Annotated in this window: 13 protein-coding genes and 2 pseudogenes; 9 read left to right on the plus strand and 6 right to left on the minus strand. The window is 69.9% G+C overall.

From position 1 onward, the window contains the following. Window positions 1-66 precede the first annotated feature (66 nt). On the plus strand, window positions 67-489 hold the full coding sequence (locus ACQF4J_RS46365; RefSeq protein ID WP_120049461.1) for a GlcG/HbpS family heme-binding protein: 423 nt from the start codon (window positions 67-69) through the stop codon (window positions 487-489). Between the two features lie 231 nt (window positions 490-720). Here ACQF4J_RS46365 and ACQF4J_RS46370 read toward each other — a convergent pair whose 3' ends face one another. Both ACQF4J_RS46370 and ACQF4J_RS46375 read right to left on the minus strand, forming a co-directional pair. Continuing rightward, window positions 721-1,905 carry a cytochrome P450 gene (locus tag ACQF4J_RS46370; protein WP_427168727.1) on the minus strand — a complete coding sequence of 395 codons (1,185 nt, stop codon included), beginning with the start codon at window positions 1,903-1,905 and terminating at the stop codon, window positions 721-723. A gap of 188 nt (window positions 1,906-2,093) precedes the next feature. Then, window positions 2,094-2,975 (minus strand): LysR substrate-binding domain-containing protein, encoded by an 882-nt coding sequence (locus tag ACQF4J_RS46375; protein WP_120049459.1) that lies wholly within the window; start codon window positions 2,973-2,975, stop codon window positions 2,094-2,096. A gap of 71 nt (window positions 2,976-3,046) precedes the next feature. Here ACQF4J_RS46375 and ACQF4J_RS46380 point away from each other — a divergent pair, with 71 nt between their 5' ends. The 3 genes from ACQF4J_RS46380 to ACQF4J_RS46390 are packed head-to-tail and all read left to right on the plus strand — an operon-like array spanning window position 3,047 to window position 5,633. Next, the gene (locus ACQF4J_RS46380) at window positions 3,047-4,252 is read left to right on the plus strand and encodes a thiolase family protein (protein ID WP_120049458.1); all 1,206 of its coding nucleotides are present in this window, start codon (window positions 3,047-3,049) and stop codon (window positions 4,250-4,252) included. Continuing rightward, on the plus strand, window positions 4,249-4,944 hold the full coding sequence (locus ACQF4J_RS46385; protein WP_427168728.1) for a 3-oxoacid CoA-transferase subunit A: 696 nt from the start codon (window positions 4,249-4,251) through the stop codon (window positions 4,942-4,944). Before ACQF4J_RS46380 ends, ACQF4J_RS46385 begins: the two co-directional genes overlap by 4 nt. Next, complete coding sequence (locus ACQF4J_RS46390) at window positions 4,941-5,633, plus strand: 3-oxoacid CoA-transferase subunit B (protein ID WP_120049456.1); 693 nt, start codon at window positions 4,941-4,943, stop codon at window positions 5,631-5,633. The genes ACQF4J_RS46385 and ACQF4J_RS46390 overlap by 4 nt, the downstream gene beginning before the upstream one ends. 460 nt (window positions 5,634-6,093) lie before the next feature. On the opposite strand, the gene ACQF4J_RS46395 is transcribed toward ACQF4J_RS46390, so the two are convergent. The 3 genes from ACQF4J_RS46395 to ACQF4J_RS46405 all read right to left on the minus strand — a co-directional run bounded on the left by ACQF4J_RS46395 (window position 6,094) and on the right by ACQF4J_RS46405 (window position 9,176). Further along, window positions 6,094-7,785 carry an MFS transporter gene (locus ACQF4J_RS46395; RefSeq protein WP_246090750.1) on the minus strand — a complete coding sequence of 564 codons (1,692 nt, stop codon included), beginning with the start codon at window positions 7,783-7,785 and terminating at the stop codon, window positions 6,094-6,096. A gap of 169 nt (window positions 7,786-7,954) precedes the next feature. Next, window positions 7,955-8,434, minus strand: coding sequence for a MarR family winged helix-turn-helix transcriptional regulator (locus ACQF4J_RS46400; protein ID WP_246090749.1), 480 nt, complete (start codon window positions 8,432-8,434; stop codon window positions 7,955-7,957). Window positions 8,435-8,561: 127 nt separating this feature from the next. Next, window positions 8,562-9,176 carry a TetR/AcrR family transcriptional regulator gene (locus ACQF4J_RS46405; protein WP_427168731.1) on the minus strand — a complete coding sequence of 205 codons (615 nt, stop codon included), beginning with the start codon at window positions 9,174-9,176 and terminating at the stop codon, window positions 8,562-8,564. A gap of 297 nt (window positions 9,177-9,473) precedes the next feature. Here ACQF4J_RS46405 and ACQF4J_RS46410 point away from each other — a divergent pair, with 297 nt between their 5' ends. Beyond that, window positions 9,474-13,142 (plus strand): family 78 glycoside hydrolase catalytic domain, encoded by a 3,669-nt coding sequence (locus tag ACQF4J_RS46410; protein WP_427168732.1) that lies wholly within the window; start codon window positions 9,474-9,476, stop codon window positions 13,140-13,142. 695 nt (window positions 13,143-13,837) lie between these two features. Here ACQF4J_RS46410 and ACQF4J_RS46415 read toward each other — a convergent pair. Beyond that, entirely contained in the window at window positions 13,838-14,512 is a 675-nt protein-coding gene (locus ACQF4J_RS46415) for a GntR family transcriptional regulator (RefSeq protein ID WP_120049453.1), read from the minus strand. 208 nt (window positions 14,513-14,720) lie between these two features. On the opposite strand from ACQF4J_RS46415, the gene ACQF4J_RS46420 reads away from it, so the two are divergent. The 4 genes and pseudogenes from ACQF4J_RS46420 to ACQF4J_RS46435 all read left to right on the plus strand — a co-directional run bounded on the left by ACQF4J_RS46420 (window position 14,721) and on the right by ACQF4J_RS46435 (window position 18,778). Then, window positions 14,721-16,073: an MFS transporter gene (locus ACQF4J_RS46420; protein ID WP_427168733.1), complete on the plus strand. Its 1,353-nt coding sequence runs from the start codon at window positions 14,721-14,723 to the stop codon at window positions 16,071-16,073. A 5-nt stretch (window positions 16,074-16,078) separates the two neighbouring features. After that, entirely contained in the window at window positions 16,079-16,984 is a 906-nt protein-coding gene (locus ACQF4J_RS46425) for a transketolase (protein WP_217367971.1), read from the plus strand. Beyond that, window positions 16,981-17,972, plus strand: a pseudogene (locus tag ACQF4J_RS46430) (transketolase family protein). The gene ACQF4J_RS46425 and the pseudogene ACQF4J_RS46430 overlap by 4 nt, the downstream one beginning before the upstream one ends. A gap of 39 nt (window positions 17,973-18,011) precedes the next feature. Then, window positions 18,012-18,778, plus strand: a pseudogene (locus tag ACQF4J_RS46435) (SDR family NAD(P)-dependent oxidoreductase). Window positions 18,779-18,948: the final 170 nt, after the last annotated feature.

The following is an 18,948-nucleotide window of genomic DNA, read 5'->3' on the forward strand; positions in this document are numbered from 1 at the left end:
TGGCGACATACTGAGCGGACTCCACGGAAGACGGCCGGCGGAGTCGACCAGGGAAGGAACCGCTCCATGCGAGAGCCGCTCAGCTACGAGATCGCACACGGCGCCGCACTTGCCGCTCTGGAAGCGGGGAGGGCCGACGGGCACCAGGTGTGCGCTGTCGTGGTCAACCGAAGTGGCGTCACCAAGGTCCTCCTCAGCGACGACGGCGTCGGCCTCCTCGGCGTGGAGACCGCGCGACGCAAGGCCTACACCTCGGCCGTGAGCGGTGTCCCGACGGCCAAGTTCGCGGCCTTCGCGGCGTCCCCCCAGATGCAGGTGGCGCCTCCCCACCTGGTCGATGCCAACCTTCTGCCGGTCGCCGGCGGCGTGCCGATCGTGACGGCCGAAGGGGAGGTCATCGGGGCGATCGGCGTGGGCGGGGCGGACGACGTCACGGACGACCGCATCGCGCAGCAGGCTCGCGATTCCGTCGCGAAGATCGTCGCGTAGGCCTGTCGCCTGATCGGCACGGTGGCCGTCCTGGGCGTCGTCGCGTCCCCTGGGCAGGGCTGATCTCCGTGTGCCGGTCAGCATGCCGGACCCCGCGTCGCGCGACCGGCTCGCCCCGGAACGTCGATCCGGGGCTATATGACGAGGACGGTGCCCATGTCGGGGGGTGAGCCGGAGGCCGCGGCCGAACCGCGTGTGCGTCTCAGTCACGCCTAGTCTCCGCACAGTCCCTCAGGACCAGTACAGACGAACCGGCAGGGACTGCAGATGCCTTACGGTCAGGCCGGGCTGGTAGTCGAGTTGCTCCGGTGCAACCGCCAGCTCGAAGCGTCGCACCGTGTGCAGCAGCACCTCCAGAGCGGTGCGCGCCTCGAGGCGGGCGAGGGCGTGACCCAGGCACGTGTGTTCTCCCCGGCCGAACGCGAGGTGTGCGTGGGGCGAGACACGGTCGAGGTTGATCTCTGCGGGCCGTTCGGTCAGCCTCGCGTCACGGTTGCCGGCTCCGAAACTCACCAGGAGGCGAGCGCCGGCCGGAATCGGGGTGCCGCCGAGCTCGGTGTCTCGGGTCGCGGTCCGGAACAGCCCCTGAACGGGCGACTCCAGGCGCAGCGACTCCTTGACGAACGTGGCCAGCCGCGACGGGTCCTGCCGCAACTGGTCGGCCAGCCACGGATCCTCGGCCAGCAGCCTGACGCTGCTGCTGATGGCATCGGCGGTCGTCACGTTGTCGGCGAACAGCAGCTCGAGGACGAACCGGGTGGCGTCCTCCGCGTCGAGCCCGGAGGCCGCGATCGTCTGCAGAATGGTGGTCTCCTGCCCGACACCGGCGGCCGCTTCCAGCGCCGGCGCCAAAAGCGCGCCGAACTCCTCGCAGGCCCGAATGAAGCCGCCCAGGTCCGGTGAAGAGGTGAGGGAGGCGAGCACCTTCTCCGAGAGCCGCCGCATCTCGACGGTGTCCGCTTCCGGGACACCCAGCACCGTGGCGATGACAGCGATGGGCAGCTTGATGGCGAAGTCGGCCACGAAGTCAACATCATCGCGCCCACGCAGGCCCTCGATCAGCTCCGTGAACGTCGCCCGGATCTGCTGTTCGAAAGGAGCGATCCGGCGGGCTGTGAACGCCCTGGCCGCCGAGCGACGGCGCCGGGTGTGCTCCGGCGGATCACTGGTGATCAGATAGAACCCTGTCTTCGTCGCCCCACTCCTCGACTCGATCGGCGGGAGTCCGAGCGCGTCGGGCGAGGAGAACGTCTCGACGTCACGCAGTACCGCGTCGATGTCGTCGGCCCGAGTAACCATGAAGGCGTTGACCTCCTCGACGAAGGCCACCCCTTGCTGCCGCAATTGGGCGTAGAGCGGGTAGGGGCAGTACGAGGTCTTGGGCCCGGCCTGGGCAGTCATCTCAGGGTTGGACACGGCTTCCTCCCTGTCTGTTCGGCGGCTCGCCGACATTCAAAAGCCGGGGCGCGCGCACCCAGGGCCCGTGGAACATCGTCAGCGGGTCATGCTGTACGGACTCGGCCGGTGAGGACATAGCAGTGGCCGTTGAATGAACAACGCCTGCCGAGCGGTCACGAACCGAGAGAGAACGGACTCAACGCCTCTCAGAACATCGCCTGGATGATCCCCACGGTGCGCGCCAGATGTGGCTCGGAGCGGTCCGTGCGGTGGGCGACGGCCAGCTCCACACGTGCGTCGGGTCCGGCCAGCGGCAGGTAGGCGACGCCGTCGAGCGTCAAAGCGGTCACCGGCTCGGGTACGACAGCGACGCCGAGCCCGCCGGCCACGAGCGTGATGAGCGTCGAGGTCTCGCCGACCTCGTGGCGGATGTGCGGTTCGACGCCGGCGTCGCGCAGCAGGCCCAGGACGACGTCGTACATCACCGAGCGGCGGTCGGCGGAGTGCACGATCAGGTCGGCATCCGCCAGGTCCGCTGCCCGCAACCGCTTCCGGCGGGCAAGGGGGTGGTCGACCGGTACGGCCACGACCAGCCGGTCCCGCCGCACAGTACGGACGGTGAGGGAGAGGTCGGCCACGGGAGGTCGCAGCAGGGCCACGTCGATCGCGCCGCTGCGCAGTGCCTCTACCTGGTCGGGCGCGAGCATCTCGCCACGGAAGGAGAAGTCGACGCCGGGCAGCTCCTTGGTGAGCCGCCGCGAGAGCGCGGGCAGGAGGCTGTACGTCGCCGAGCCCACGCACCCGATCGCGAGGTGCCCGACCGAGCCCGCGGCGACGAGGCGTGCGTGCTGGGCGGCCTCGTCGACATCGGCCAGGATGCCGCGCGCCCGCTGGAGATAGGCCCGGCCCGCCTCGGTCAGGTCCACGCGTCGTGTCGTGCGGTGCAGCAGCTCGACGCCGAGCTCCGCCTCCAGCTGCCGGATCTGCTGGGACAGCGGGGGCTGGGCCATGTGGAGCCGCTCGGCCGCACGACCGAAGTGCCGCTCCTCGGCCACCGCCACGAAGTACCGGAGATGGCGGAGATCCATATGTCGTCCATATCAATCGGCTCGGATATGCGTACTTCAGAATATCGCCGCCCAAGGCTAGCGTCGTTCCCATGAGTGCCTTCCTCTACGCCGCGACCCGGACACCGTTCGGCCGCTTGGGCGGCGCGCTGGCCGGCGTCCGCCCGGACGACCTCGCCGCCGCCGCGATCACCTCGACGCTCGCCAGGGTGCCGGGCTTCGACCCGGCCGCGATCGACGACGTGGTGTGGGGCAACGCCAACGGCGCAGGCGAGGAGAACCGCAACGTCGGCCGCATGGCCGCGCTGCTCGCCGGCCTCCCGGTGAGCGTGCCCGGCACCACGGTCAACCGGCTGTGCGGTTCGAGCCTCGACGCGGCGATGACGGCCAGCCGGACCATCGAGTCCGGCGATGCCGAGGTGGTGCTGACCGGCGGTGTGGAGTCGATGACGCGTGCGCCGTGGGTGCTGCCGAAGTCGGCGAAACCGTTCCCGGCCGGTGACGTCACCGCCGTCTCCACCACTCTCGGCTGGCGGCTGGTCAACCCGCGGATGCCGAAGGAGTGGACGGTCAGCCTCGGCGAGTCCAACGAGCAGCTCCGGGAGCGTTTCGGGATCTCCCGGGAGCGGCAGGACGAGTTCGCCGCCCGTTCCCACCAACTCGCCCATGCCGCGTGGGAGTCGGGCTTCTACGATGACCTGGTGGTGCCGGTCGACGGCGTCGACCTGGCCCGTGACGAGGGCATCCGGCCCGGCTCCACACCGCAGGTGCTGGCGGGCCTCAAGCCGGTCTTCCGTACAGCGGAGCAGGGCGGCACCATCACCGCGGGCAACGCCAGCCCGCTCAACGACGGCGCCTCAGCGGTGCTGCTGGGCAGCGAGAAGGCCGCCGCCGCGATCGGCGCCGATCCCATCGCCCGCATCGCCGGCCGCGGTGTGATGGCGCTTGAGCCGCAGGCCTTCGGCTACGCCCCGGTCGAGGCCGCGAACCGTGCGTTGGCCCGGGCCGGGATCGGCTGGGACCAGGTGGGGGCGGTCGAGCTGAACGAGGCGTTCGCGGTGCAGTCGCTCGCCTGCCTGGACGCGTGGAAGATCGACCCGGCCATCGTCAACCAGAAGGGCGGCGCCATCGCGATCGGGCATCCGCTGGGCGCCTCGGGCGGCCGCATCCTCGCGACGCTGGCCAAGGTGCTGCGCGAGACGCGGCAACGCTACGGCGTCGCCGCGATCTGCATCGGAGTCGGCCAGGGCCTGGCCGTCGTACTGGAGAACTGCGACGTCACGGAGGCGACCCGATGAGCCGGGCGGAGATCGTCGAGAGCGCGGATGCGGCCGTCGCCGGGATCGAGGACGGGTCGACCGTCCTGGTCGGCGGGTTCGGCCTGGCCGGGATGCCGTTCGATCTGATCGACGCGCTCATCCGGCAGGGCGCGAAGGACCTCACGATCGTGTCCAACAACGCCGGGAACGGCGATGTCGGCCTGGCTGCGCTGCTGGCCGCCGGCCGGGTGCGCAAGGTGCTCTGCTCCTTTCCGCGCCAGGCCGACTCCTGGGTCTTCGACAGCCTCTACCGCGCCGGGAAGGTCGAGCTCGAAGTGGTGCCCCAGGGCAACCTCGCCGAGCGGATGCGCGCGGCCGGTGCCGGCATCGGCGCGTTCTACTGCCCGACCGCGGTCGGCACGCCGCTGGCCGAGGGCAAGGAGGAGCGGGAGATCGACGGCCGGAGGTACCTGCTGGAGTACCCGATCAAGGGCGACTACGCGCTGATCGGCGCGCACGTCGCGGACACGCTGGGCAACCTCGTCTACCGCAAGACGGCCCGCAACTTCGGACCGGTCATGGCCACGGCCGCGACGACGACCATCGTCCAGGTCGACGAGGTCGTCGAGCCCGGAAAACTCGACCCCGAGGCCGTCGTCACCCCGTCCATCTACGTCGACCGGGTCGTCCAGGTGAAGGCCCGCCACTACACCGTGCAGGGGGCCCGATGACCACGACATCAAGCGACCGGATGCACACCGACCACCCGCTCTCGATGGACGAACTGGCCGCGGTCATCGCACGCGACATCCCGGCCGGTGCCTTCGTCAACCTCGGCATCGGGCAGCCCACCAGGATCGCCGACCATCTGCCGGCCGGCTCCGGGGTGGTGCTGCACACCGAGAACGGCATGCTCAACATGGGCCCGAAGGCCGAGGGCGACGCGATCGACCCCGACCTGACCAACGCCGGCAAGGTCCCGGTGACCGAGCTGCCGGGGGCGGCCTATTTCCACCACGCCGACAGCTTCGCGATGATGCGCGGCGGCCATCTCGACGTCTGCGTCCTCGGTGCCTACCAGGTGGCCTTCAACGGAGACCTCGCCAACTGGCACACCGGCAGACCTGACGACATCCCCGCCGTGGGTGGCGCCATGGACCTGGCCATCGGCGCCAAGGACGTCTACGTGATGATGAGCCTCTTCACCCGCTCCGGTGAGCCCAAGCTCGTACCGCGGTGCACCTACCCGCTCACCGGCGTGGGCTGCGTCAGCCGCGTCTACACCGACCACGGCGTCTTCGACGTCGGCCCCGAGGGCGTACGGATCCGGGAGACATACGGCATCGAGGCCCACGAACTCGCGCAGCGACTGGGCATCCCGTCGGCTCAGGGCACCGGTGGGATTCACCAACAGCCTTAAGACGCAGCCGCCCGCTCCCGTCACCACTGGTCGCGTGGCCGCACAAGCGGTCCGCGCACCCTCTCTCCCCGGACGAGTCAGCGGAAGCGGCCGCACCGGCCCGGGGTTCCGGTCCGGGCCGGTGCGGTTTCGGGGGATCGCGTCCGCTGCGTCGGCCGGCGGCGTCGGGCCGCACATCATGGACGGGTGCTGGTGACTCACACGTGGACCGGGCTCCGCTCGGATCCGCGGCAGCTCGCACGGGGCGTCGCGTTGCGGCTCGCGGCCGTCTTCGGCACCGATACGGGCTCTCCCACATCGGCCACTGGGCGACGGCCCGGCAAGGGCCGACGGCCATGTGCAGTGAATCCCGGACCGGTGGCGGCAGGCCGTTCCCTACCGCCACCGACCACCGGGTCCAGATTTCTTCACCGCCAGGCCGGCCACCCTTCCACCTCTGGCGCGTCCGGCCCGGTGTCTGTCACTCGCTCGGGTGGAAGGACCGGACGGCGGTAGCGGCACCCCCGGTCGCCGCCGGGACGGGCGAATCGTGTGCAGTCGGCGCGCCCGGGACAGCGGCCGGGCTCGGCACGTTCTCGTCATTCTCGTTCGTCCGGCCTCGGAGGCCGCACGCCGCGAGGGCGGCGCCCACGAGGGCGAGGATGCCGGTGACCAGCACGGCGGTGTGGACGCCGTTCATGAAGGCGGTGTGGCTGCCCTCCACCACGGCCGCCCTGAGCTGGGCGGGCATCGCATCGGAGACCGGGGCGACGCCCATCGCGACCGCGTCCTTCGCCTCCTCGAAGCGGGCGGCTGCCGAGTGGGGCACGCCGGCGTCGGTCAGTGAGTCGGTGAGCGTGGAGCCGACGCGGCTGCTGATGAGGGAGACGAGCACCGATGTGCCGAGCGCGCCGCCGACCTGGAGCGAGGTGGCCTGGAGACCACCCGCGATGCCGCCGTCCTTGACAGGGGCGTTGCCGACGATCGCGTCGGAGGACGCGGACATCACGATGCCGACGCCCAGGCCGAGCGCGACGAAGGGCGGCCACAGGACGGCGTACGACGAGTCGGCGCTCCACGCGAGCATCGTGAACGCGGCGCCGGCCTGCAGCACCATCCCCAGCGGCATGGTCAGACGCGGGCCGAACTTCTCGGTGAGCTTCGCGCCGAGCGGCGAGGCCAGCATGGAGGCGAGGCTGAGCGGCAGGGTGCGCACGCCGGACTCCACCGGCGTGAAGCCGCGTACGTTCTGCAGGTACAGCATGATGAAGAAGATCGCGCCGAGCAGGACGAAGAAGTTCAGCGCGGTGACGAACGTACCGATCGTCAGGGCCGGGTTGCGAAACAGCCGCATGGGCAGGAGGGGGTGCGCGACGCGGGTCTCGTACCAGCCGAAGAGGACCAGGACGACGACGCCTCCGACGATCGCGCCGAGCGTGCCGGCCGAAGTCCAGCCCCACGTCTCGCCCTTGACGACGCCGAAGACGACGGCGAGCAGTCCGAGCGCGAGCAGCACGACGCCGGGCACGTCGAACTTCTCACTCGCGGCGGCCTCGTTCCTGGACTGCGGCAGCACCAAGAGGCCGAAGACAAGGGCGATGACGCCGATGGGGGCGTTGATGTAGAAGACGGACTCCCAGTCGACGTGCTCGACGAGCAGTCCGCCGACGATTGGGCCGAGCGCGGTGGAGACGGACGAGATCATCGCCCAGATGCCGACCGCCATGCCGAACTTCTTCGGCGGGAACACGGCACGCAGCAACGCGAGGGTGTTGGGCATGAGCATCGCACCGAAGAGGCCCTGCACGGCCCGGAAGGCGATGACGCCCTCGACCGAGCCGGCGAGGCCGATCGCGACGGACGCGACGGTGAATCCGACGACGCCGACGAGGTAGACCGTACGGCGACCGAGGCGGTCGCCGAGCTTGCCGCCGAGGATGAGGGCGGCGGCGAGCGCGAGCAGGTAGGAGTTGGTGACCCACTGCAGTTCGGCGGTGGAGGCGTTCAGGTCGCGGGCGATCTCGGCGTTGGCGATCGAGACGACGGAGCCGTCGAGGCCGACCATGAACAGGCCGAGACCGACGGCGATCAGCGTCAGCCAGGGGTTGGCGCGGCGAGCGTGGCTGCGGGGGCCGGACATGGAGGGCGCTGTGGAGACAGCGGTGACAGGCATGTGTGAGCTGTCCTCTGGGACGTGAGGCGCGCGGCTGGGGCGCGGGGACATGTGCGGGGAAGCTGCGTAGGGGAGCAGCACACCCAGCCCCGCCGCATGAGCGGCAAGGGCAAAGGGCGGTAGGCGTACGGAGAGCCGGACCGGTAGGCGGACCCGTCAGCCGGACCGGTCAGGCGGCGTGGTCACGCAGGCGCCGGGTGAGAGCTTCGAGGGCGCCGAGCGCCGAGCCGAGAGCAGCGCGGTCGCCTTCGGTGAGGGTGCGCAGCGCGGACGCGAGATACGCCGCCGCGAAGTTCTCCACCTCGCCGATGCGCTGACGAGCCGTGGCGGTGACACGCAAGTGCGCCACGCGCTTGTCGGTGTCGTCCTGACGCCGCTCGAGCAGGCCCGCCTCGGTGAGGCGGGTGACCAGGGCACTGACGTTGTTCGGCACCATCCGCAGTGCCTCGGCGGCGTTGTGGACGGTGGCGCCGTCGTGCTCGGCGACGTACTGGAGCAGGGCCAACTGCCGCTCGGGCAGGTTCGGATAGGGCAACTGCCGGTCGATGCTCTGCTTGAGGTGCCGGTTCAGTGCAGGGAGGCACGCCACGAGGCCTGCGGCCACCTGGTCGACGCCCTGGCTCCTGTGAGCCTCACTGATTCCGGTCACGTCACCAAGTTATCTATGAGGAGAAACCTATGTCAAAATACTTATTGGCTCCACGAGGTCCAGGTTCGTGACCCGAAGTGCGGCGGCGACCAGGTCCGCCGCCGCGTCGAACGTCTGCCGTCGCTGTTCAGTCGACGCCCTGAGCGGCGTCCCGGCCGAACAGCAGTCGTACGAAGTCGGTGACCGGCCCCACGATGTCGAGGTCCTGATCAAGGACCCACTGCAGCTGGAGGCCGTTGAGCACGGCCTGGAAGAGGACGGCGGCACTCTCGGGGCTGACGCCCTCGCGAAGCCTGCCGCGGGCCGTCTCGTCGGGGAATCCGTCGATGAACTGGGCACGGCTGCGTTCGTAGCGCTCGACGAAGTAGGTGTGCGCGGGGTGATCGGGCCGGGAGGCCGCCGCCGCGAGCTCGATCCACAGCCGCATCAGCTCGGGGGTCTTCTGGTGGTGGCGGATGAGCCCGGCGAGGTAGGGCCCGAGTTGGTCGGGGCTGTCGACCTCCTTCAGTCCTTGCTGCCACTCCTCGGTGTCACGGTCGGCGAGCACCTCGGCGAGGAGCTCGTCCTTGTTGCGGAAGTGGTGCAGCAGCCCGGCGTGGGTGATGCCGGCCCGTTCGGCGATGTCGCGCAGGGACGCTTTGGCGTAACCGTGCTCGGCGAAGCTGTCGCGTGCCGCCCGTACGATCTCCGTCCTGCGGGCAGGGGTCTTGGCGTACGGTCCCCGCGCCTTTGCCTGATCCACGGTGCGCCCACCCTCCTCGACGAAACCGGTCGGGACCGGTTGTTCGCGTCAGCCGAGCTCCAAAACCTACCGCGAGGACAACGCCCTGATTATCGATCCGGGCCATTGTGCTGTGGCCGAATCTGTTCATAAACTTTCCACGCGGAAGGTATTGAAACGTTTCATCGCGTGTTTCATCACGCCTGGCCGTCGGCCGCTGCCCGCCTGCAGCCCACCACGTGTCCGGGGGCGGGGCGCCCCCGTTCCAGCACGGTTATGAAAGGAATCCCTGCCGTGGCCGAGGAGAACAGAAGTGCGTTGAGCCGCCGACACATGCTCGGCATCATCACGTCCGCGGCAGCCGGGGCCTCGCTGCCGCTCGCCACCGCGCCGAACGCCGTCGCGGCGGGCGCAAAGGCAGCGGTCGGTCACGCTTCCGCACCGGTGGAGCTGCAGGTCAACTCACGGGTCGCGCCCCTGGGTACGCAGACCGCTCCGGCGTTCAGCTGGGTAGCGCCGGTGGGAAGACAGACCGCGTACGAGATCCAGGTCGGCTCCTCACCGGGCAGGGCCGACGTGTGGCGCAGCGGCAGGGTGGCGGGCTCGAACAGCACCGAGGCGGCCTACGGGGGCGGCGCGCTGCGGTCGGAGCAGGGGTACTTCTGGCGGGTGCGGACCTGGGACGAGACGGGCGCACCCGGCCCGTGGAGCGAGCCCGCTGTGTGGGAGACAGGCCTGCTGAAGGGCGAGAAGGACTGGTCGGGCGCGCGGTGGATCGGTGGCCGCGAGACGCAGGACCACGACTGGGAGGATCTGACCGCGACCGTCGTCTTCCGCGGCGGTCCCGACGCCGCAGCCGGTCTGTCCCTTCTGCTGCGCGCCGAACCCGTCGGCAAGACCTGGGGCGAGGGCCTGAACTGGACCGTCCGGCAGAGCGGCGACGACATGCGTCTGGTCATGACGACCAGTCACTACGCGGGCAACACCTGGGTCGACGACGGGACTTCCGAGCCCGACTGGGGGGTCGACCACTACGACCCGCAGAGCGAGACCAACCCCACCACCTCGGGCACCCGCAGCGTCCCGGTCGGCACGGTCACTCTCCCCGCCTCGACGGGCCTGACGAAGGACACCTGGGCCACCCGCGACCACACGGTGATGGTAGCCGTGAGCGGTCTCACCGCCACCACCACCGTCAACGGTGTCGAGGTCGACAGCCGCATCCTCACCGGCGACCAGATCCGCCGCCACGGCAGCTTCGGCTTCGCCGGCGGCACCTCCGCCACCGTCCGCAGCGTCCATGTGACCGGCACCGGCGCACGGGACTTCTCCGCCGACCTGACCACGGGCGCCAACCCCTTCGAGAACGGCATCGCCACCCTCGCCGGTCTGACCTTCTCGCCGAAGAACCCGTTCATCCCGTCCAAGAACAGCGTGCTGCCGATCGCCAACCCGGCCCCGGTGCTGCGCCGCGCGTTCACCCTGCCCCGAGGCCGCCGCATAGCCAAGGCCCGTCTGCACCTGAGTGCGGCAGGAAACGTCACCTTCACCGTCAACGGCGAGCCGATCACCGTCGACGGCAAGCAGGCCAACCACGGTCGGACCAATGTGCCCCGCCTGCTCACCGACCAGAGCACCTACGACCGCACGGTCCTCTACGACACCTTCGACGTCACCGAACTGTTGGAGGCCGGCGGCCCCAACGTGCTCGCCGCCGAACTCGGACGCGGCTGGTACGGGGTGACCACACCCCAGGAGTGGTACTGGCAGCTCGCCCCTTACGCGGGCCAGCCCCGCCTGCGCGCGAAGCTCGTCGTGACGTACACCGACGGCTCCCACACCACGCTCGTCACGGACGAGGACTGGCTCGCCACGGACGGGCCCACGACCTTCGACTCCGTCTACTCGGGCGAGAAGTACGACGCCCGCCGCGCCGACGACCTGGGGGAGTGGCGCTCGGTCGACTACCGTGCCGGCCGCGACTGGCGCCCCGCCACCGTCCTGATCCCGCCGGGCAGTTGCTCCGGCCCCTCACCCAAGTACCACGGCAGGCTGCCCGCCACGACGATCCCCGACGGCTTCAAGCCCGCCATCCTGCGCGCCCATGAGGCGGAGCCGGTGCTGGTCAGTCAGACGCTGCGCCCCGTCTCGATCACCGAGACGGCGCCCGGCTCGAAGACCTGGGTCCTGGACTACGGCCAGATCCTGACCGGCCTCGTGCGCCTTCAGCTCACCGGCCTGCGCCCCGACAAGGAGGGCCTCACCCTGCGCGTCCGCGGCGGCAACCGGATCGTCGCCGGCGACGGCACGGCCGCCTCCCCGCTCTCCGTGGAAGAGGAGAACTTCCAGCACGACGCCAACCTCCAGACGCACTACTACACCCTCGGCAGACGGTCGACGCAGACCTGGGAGCAGCAGTTCAGCCACTTCGGCTTCCGCTACCTGGAGGTCATGAACCTGGAGGCGGTCCTCGGCCGAGCCCCGGACCTGGCGCAAGACGCGGACCTCCTGACCGTCGGTGTCGCCCGCACCGGTTTCGCCCGCACCGGCACCTTCACCACCGACAACGCCCTGCTCAACCGCCTTCAGCGCAACCTCGAGTGGGCCGAGCAGAACAATCTGGTCCAGAAGCCCACCGACACCCCCTCCCGGGAGAAGAACGGCTGGAGCGGCGACGCCATGGCCAGCTCCGAGTCGCAGTCCCTGACCTGGGACGTCAACGCCGTCCTCACCAACTACCTGCGCCACTTCCCCGACACCCAGATCTCCACCGGCCAGCTGCCCATGTTCGTCCCCGTCGCCAAGGGCGGCTACGGCTACGACCGCACCCCCGGCTGGAACGCCACGTGGAAGGCCGTGCCGGCCTGGGACTCGGCGTACTTCGTCATTCCGAGGGAGCTGTACACGTACTACGGCAACAGCAGCCTGTTCGCCGAGCTCTACGACCACCAGGACACGCTCCTGACGTACTACGAGACGCTGTTCACCGCCGAGAACGACTACAAGTTCGAGGCATCGCTCGGCGCCTACTCCGGAGCCGAGCCTCCCGGCAGCAACGCCGTCATCAGCCTCGCCTTCTACATCCACTTCTGCGACTACATGGAGAAGGTGGGCCACAGGATCGGCCGCACCGAACGAGCGGCCCACTACGCCCAGTTGGCGCGCACCCTGCGCAAGGCGTTCATCGCCAACTACTGGGACGCGTCGAAGGGGTACTTCACCCAGGGCAGCATCTCCAGCGAGAACGCCATGGCCATCGCCTTCGACCTGGTCCCCGGCTCCGACCTGGGCCCCGGCGATCCCCGCCATCTGGCCGGCACCAAGACGCTGGAGGAGAACAAGAAGGCCCTCGCGAAGCTCCTCGCGGACCGGATCGTGGCGGCGGACCAGCACATCCAGAACGACATGTACGGCTCGCGCTACGAGTTCAACATCCTCAGCGAGTACGGCTACACGGACATCGCGTTGAAGGCCGTCACCCAGACCGGCGTCCCCGGCTACGTCCACCAGATCGCCAAGGGCGCCACCTCGCTGTGGGAGCAGTGGACCGACCGGCTCTCGGTCAACCACCACTACCGCTCCAACGTGGCCACCTGGTTCTACCAGAGCCTGGCCGGCATCAGGCCGACCTCAACCGCCTACGAGACGCTGCGGATCCGCCCGTACGTCCCCTCGGCCGCGGTCAACAGCCAAGTCCCGACGAGCGTCGACGACACCGACCTGTCTCCCGCGACCCTCGACCACGTCAGTGCCTCGATCGACACGGTGCGCGGTGTGGTGTCCTCGGAGTGGAGGCGCGGCTCGGACGGCCGGATCGACCTAGCGGTGACCGTGCCGTACAACACCGAGGCCGAGATCTGGGTGCCGACCCAGGGCAAGCCCGTCAGCGCGCCCCGGGGGGCCGCCTTCGTCCGTGACGACACCTCGGGCGGCGCGCCGTACAAGGTCTACCGGGCCCGGGCGGGCTCGTACCGCTTCAACGCGTGACCTGGCCGGCTCCCTTCTGCGTCAGTCGCCAGAGGGGAACCCGGCAGCCAGGGTGTTCACCCCGCTGTGCCGATCGGCTGGGGACGGGCGTCCCGGTTGTCCTGCCGACTGCGACGGCCGACCTGGTACGCCGCAGTTCATGGGCGAAGCGCTGCACAGCACCGGCGCGGGGGTCGACCGGCTTCTCGGGACGCCCCACCGACGCACTCACCGCAACGCTCTCCGACGCATTCGAACAATTTCTTCACCCACGACGTGCGCGGGCAACCATGGCGCGGCCCGCGGGCCGGTCTTGGGCGTCCTGCGGTCCGGGCTCTGTGCGGCCACCTGGTTCAGGCGGCCGGTTGCGACCGGTCCACTCGACGGCCGTGGTGCCCAGGCCGCAGGAGTCGGCCGCCGGTGAGGTCATGGAAGCGAGCGCGGCGGTGTGGGTGGCGACCCGCGAGGCGAAGTGGACGAGCCCCCCGGGCAGGACACGTGCGGCTTGAAGGGGCCGACCTTGGCGTCGGTGCAGCAGACGACGCGCACACCTCGCGCGTGCATGGCCGCCGAGCGTCAGGGACCTCGTGCGCGATGGTGTTGCTCGACTCTCCAGGTGTATGAGCCACTGCCGTCCGGGAGCCACGGGCACCTTGGCGTGCCAGGGCAGCTCAGAGAGCGTTTGCTCGCGCGCAGCGCGCCCGCCAAGTCGTTGGTCAGGCCGTCTCGTCGGTGGCTTCCGGCCCGATGCCCAGTTGTTCGACCGCCGAGGTCATGTGCCGGTGCAGGATCTCCTGGGCCGCTGCCGCGTCTCCGCGCGCGATCGCGTCGGCGATGGGGGAGTGGGAGGTCGCGGACATGGCCACGTCGCGGCGCTCGCCGGCGGCGCTCATGATGACCACGCGCATCGGCCCTTCCAGCTGTCGCCATGTTTTGAGAAGGATCGAGTTGCCGGAGAGTTCGCACAGCAGGAGGTGGAAGCCGAGGTCGGCCTCGACCTTCGCGGCCAGGTCCGCTCCTGACTCGAAGGCGTCGTGGAGCTTTTCCAGGGCCTCGCGCAGGGCTTCGGCCGCGTCCTGTCTGCGGGGTGAGGCGATGATCTGCGCCACCGCGAGGCCTTCGAGCGCTTCCCGGACCTGGAAGAGTTCCCGCACCTCGGTCGGGGTCAGCTGGGACACGCGCAGCATGCCGCGGGCGCCCGCGGTGACGAGCCCCTCCTGCTGGAGGTGGCGCAGAGCTTCGCGTACCGTGCCGCGGCTCACTGACAGGTGCTCGGCGATCTCCACCTCTCCGAGGTGGTCGCCTGGGCGGTACTGGCCTGTGGTGATGGCCGTCCGCAAGGCGACGAGCGCGCGCTCCCGGAGGGTCGTCGTGCGGGTGAGACTGGACAAAGCCTGACCGGACACGGTCGAAACCCCTTTCAACGCCGCGAGCGATCATTGTAGCCCAGCTGTCGTCTGTTGACAGTCGGCAGTTCGACCGTCCGGGAGGGTTGACAGGTCTCGCCGTCGGGCCCAGCATCATCTCTCGACTGTTAACAGTCGACAGCCAACAGCGAGTCCGGGACGGCTCGCTCGCCCACGATCAAGGAGGATCGGCATGGCTGAGTCCACGGCGTCGCAGCAGGCGGCGCAGGGGTCGCCCGAACGTCTGAGGGTTGCCGTCGGGTGCGGTGTCGGCGCGACCATCGAGACGTACGACTTCATCGGCTTCGGAACGGCCGCAGCCCTCTATTTCGGTGATGTGTTCTTCCCGGACTCCGATCCGCTCTCGGCCACCCTGCTCTCGTTCGCGACGCTCGGCATCGGCTTCGCCGCACGGCCGCTCGGCGGTGTGATCGCCGGCCACCTCGGCGACCGCATCGGCCGCAAACCCGTGCTGGTCGGATCCCTGCTGCTCATGGGCATCGCGACGGTACTGATCGGCTGCCTGCCCACGTACCAGATGGTCGGGATCTGGGCGCCGGTCCTGCTGGTCGTCGTCCGGGTGATCCAGGGGCTCGCCTTCGGCGCCGAATGGGGCGGCGCCATCCTGATGACCTTCGAGCACGCCCCCTGGAAGCGGCGCGGTCTGTACACGGGCATCACCCAGGCCGGCTTCCCGGTCGGTCTGCTGCTCGCCAACCTCGCCTTCCTGTTCAGCCGACACACCCTGGACGACACCTGGGCCTGGCGCGTGCCCTTCCTGCTCAGTGCCGTCCTGATCGCCGTGGGCATCTTCATCCGGCTCAGGATCGACGAGTCACCCCAGTTCGAGGCCCTCAAGGAGTCCGGCGAGGTCGTCAAGAACCCGCTGCTGGAGGTGATCCGGGAGGACTGGCGCAACGTGCTGCGGGCGTTCTGCCTGCGCATCACCGAGACCGCCGGATACGCCGTCTCGGTCACCTTCGTCCTGTCCTACCTGGACGACGGCGACGCCCCCGACGTCTCCAGCACCACCACGCTCACCGCTCTGGTGACCGCCGTGGCCGTCGGCATCGCCGCCACCACGCTCTGGGGCCGCCTGTCGGACCGGGTCGGCCGCCGCCCGGTGTACCTGCTGGGCTGCGCGGTGAGTTTCGCCTGGGGCATCCCGTTGTTCCTGCTCGTCAACACCGAAGCCGCCGCCCTCGTCCTGATCGCCTTCCTGATCAGCTACGCCGTCTGCCAGAACTCCCTCGCAGGCGTCCAAGGGGCCTGGTTCTGCGAGCTGTTCGCCACCAGGACCCGCACCGCAGGGACGTCCCTGGCCTACCAACTGTCCGCGGTGGTCTCCGGGTTCACTCCCATGATCGCCACGGCGCTCTACTCCGCCACCGGATGGACCGGCCCCGCGGTTCTCTTCACCTGCTACGGGTTGCTGGGCCTCGTGGCGACCCTGGTGACACGCGAGACATGGGGCCCGGAAGAACGCCGGCAAGCGGACCGGGCCATGACCGCGTCCACCGAACCCGCCCTGCCCACCGCTCACTGACAGAGATGAGGATCAACGTGATGTCCACCCCGGCACCAGAGACGGTGGCGCCGCCGACCCGGCGTATCAGCGCCCTGAAGGACTCCGCCCACCGCATCCGAATGCACGCGCTGGACATGGGGGAGACCCAGGGCCAGGGCTACATCGGGCAGGCGCTGGGCGTGGCCGACATCCTGGCCGTCGTCTACCAGGACGTTCTCAATCACCGTCCCGCCGAGCCGGACTGGCCGCAGCGCGACCGGTTCCTGCTGTCGATCGGCCACTACGCCATCGCCCTGTACGCGGCGCTCGCCGAGGCCGACGTGCTGGACGTCGCCGAACTCGCCACCTACGGCAGCGACGACTCACGCCTGCCCATGTCCGGCATGGCCTCCTACACCCCCGGCATGGAGATCTCCGGCGGCTCCCTCGGCCACGGTCTCGGCGTCGCCACCGGCATGGCACTCGGCCTCCGTCACCAGGGCAGCGACGCACGCGTCTACAACCTGCTCTCCGACGGCGAGTTGGACGAGGGCTCCACCTGGGAGGCGGCGCTCGCCTGCGCCCACCACGGCCTGGACAACGTCACCGCCATCGTCGACGTCAACGCCCTCCAGGCGGACGGCCCCACCAAGGGCGTACTGCGCACCGAGCCGGTCACGGCCAAGTGGGAGGCGTTCGGCTGGCATGCCGTCCGCGTGGACGGCAACGACATCGAGGCACTCGTCGCGGCCTTCGACCACCTGCGCGAGCACCGCGGTTCACCGGCCGTGCTGATCTGCGACACCCGGATCGGCTGCGGCGTACCGATGCTGGAGATGCGGGAGAAGGCGCACTTCATGCGGGTCGAGGAACACGAATGGCAGCTGGCCCGTGAGCAGTTGACGGAGCGTCACCACGCGACCGCCCAGAAGGAGGGAACCGCTCGATGAACACCCAGACGCCGCAACGCAGGCTCACCACCTCCGCGATGATCGCCTCCATCGCCGAAGAGGGCCAGCGCACCACCAAGGCACCCTTCGGACACGCCCTGGCCCGGCTCGCCGACGAACGCCCCGACGTGGTCGGCCTCTCCGCCGACCTGGCCAAGTACACCGACATGCACGTCTTCCGCGAGGCCCACCCCGACCGCTTCTTCCAGATGGGCATGGCGGAACAGGTGATGCTGGGCGCGGCAGCGGGCCTGGCCGAGGTCGGCCTGACCCCGTTCGCCTCCACCTACTCCGTCTTCGCCACCCGCCGCGCCTACGACTTCCCTCTGCCTCGACATCGCCGAGCCGCAGCTGGGCGTCAACGTCGTCGGCGCCCTGCCCGGCCTGACCACCGGCTACGGTCCCAGCCACCAGGCGACCGAGGACCTGGCGATCCTGCGCGGTATGCCCGGTCTGACGATCGTGGACCCCGCCGACTCGGTCGAATCGAACAGGCCGTCCCGGCACTGGCCGCTCACCCCGGCCCACCTACATGCGGCTGCTGCGCGGAGCCGTCCCCACGGTCCTGGACGAGTACGACTACCGGTTCGAACTCGGCAAAGCGGCGCTGCTGCGCGGCGGACGCGACGTCCTGTTCGTCTCGACCGGCCTGATGACGGTACGTGCCCTGACTGCGGCCGAGGCACTCGCGGCGGACCACGTCGATGTCGCCGTCCTCCACGTGCCGACGATCAAACCGTTCGACCGCGAGACGGTGCTGCGGGAGACGGCGGGGGGACGTCTGGTGGTGACGTTGGAGAACCACAGCCTCGTCGGAGGCCTCGCCGAGTCCGTGGCCTCCTGCCTCGCCTTCGCCCAGCAGACGGCACACATCGTCCCGGTCGGCCTGCCGGACGCCTTCCTCGCCGCAGGCGCGCTGCCCACCCTCCACGACCGCTACGGCCTCTCCGTCGCGGCGATCAAGGAACGCGTCCGCCGCGAACTCTGATCCTGTCACCCCTCTCTCCCCAGTCCTCAGGAGCACACCATGGCCACCCCATCCACCCCTCGCACCGCCGTCATCACCGGTGCGGGCTCCCGCCGCGGCATCGGCCGCGCCACCGCGCACGCCCTGGCTGCCGCCGGCTACCACATCGCCGTCCTCGACCTGGACAAGGAGGCCGCCGAGGACGCCGCCAGGGAAGTCGCCGCCCGGCACGGCGTGGAAGCCCTGGGCCTCGCGGCGGACGTCACCGACGCCGACGCCGTCGACGCCGCCGTCGGAGCGGTCGAAGCGGCGCTCCCGCCGGTCGGCGCCCTGGTCAACAACGCGGGAATCACGTCTCCGACCCGCTTCCTCGACGTCACACCCGCCGAGTGGGACCGCATCTTCGAGGTCAACGTCCGCGGCAGCTTCGTGGTCACCCACCGCGTGGCTGCCGGGATGGCCGAGCGCGGGTTCGGCCGCATCGTCCTCCTGTCGTCCGTCTCGGCCGAGCGCGGCGGTGGGGTGTTCGGGGGAGTGGCTACTCGGCGGCCAAGGCCGCCCTGCTGGGCTTCGCCCGGGCCCTCGCCCGCGAACTCGGCCCGTCCGGAGTCACGGTCAACTCCGTTGCCCCGGGATTGATCGACACCGACATCACCCAGGGCAAGCTGGAGGAGCGGCGCAAGGCAGCCATGATCGCGGATGTTCCGGTACGCCGCATCGGCGAGGTCGAGGACGTCGCCGACGTCATCGCCTTCCTGGCCCGGCCCGAGTCGGGCTACCTCACCGGCGTGACGTACGACGTCAACGGAGGGTCTCACATGCACTGACCGAGCCAGCCGGGACAAGAAGAGGCAACATCGCCAACTGGACGACTCGACGTCGAAAAGGCCCCCCAGGGCATCGCCACCACAGCCCCTCGCATCCCCGCAGCTGCTACTTCGTCGAGTCGCTCAGAAACCCACACGAGGTGCCAGCGCACGCCGCGGTCGGTGCTGCC

The sequence above is a fragment of the Streptomyces sp. C1-1 genome, from assembly GCF_050214755.1.
Lineage (GTDB): Bacteria > Actinomycetota > Actinomycetes > Streptomycetales > Streptomycetaceae > Streptomyces.

Coding starts and splice junctions, on each gene's coding strand:
- ACQF4J_RS46365 (WP_120049461.1), top strand. CDS start 67: ATGCGAGAGCCGCTCAGCTACGAGATCGCACACGGCGCCGCACTTGCC.
- ACQF4J_RS46375 (WP_120049459.1), bottom strand. CDS start 2,975: ATGGATCTCCGCCATCTCCGGTACTTCGTGGCGGTGGCCGAGGAGCGG.
- ACQF4J_RS46380 (WP_120049458.1), top strand. CDS start 3,047: ATGAGTGCCTTCCTCTACGCCGCGACCCGGACACCGTTCGGCCGCTTG.
- ACQF4J_RS46385 (WP_427168728.1), top strand. CDS start 4,249: ATGAGCCGGGCGGAGATCGTCGAGAGCGCGGATGCGGCCGTCGCCGGG.
- ACQF4J_RS46390 (WP_120049456.1), top strand. CDS start 4,941: ATGACCACGACATCAAGCGACCGGATGCACACCGACCACCCGCTCTCG.
- ACQF4J_RS46395 (WP_246090750.1), bottom strand. CDS start 7,785: ATGCCTGTCACCGCTGTCTCCACAGCGCCCTCCATGTCCGGCCCCCGC.
- ACQF4J_RS46420 (WP_427168733.1), top strand. CDS start 14,721: ATGGCTGAGTCCACGGCGTCGCAGCAGGCGGCGCAGGGGTCGCCCGAA.
- ACQF4J_RS46425 (WP_217367971.1), top strand. CDS start 16,079: ATGAGGATCAACGTGATGTCCACCCCGGCACCAGAGACGGTGGCGCCG.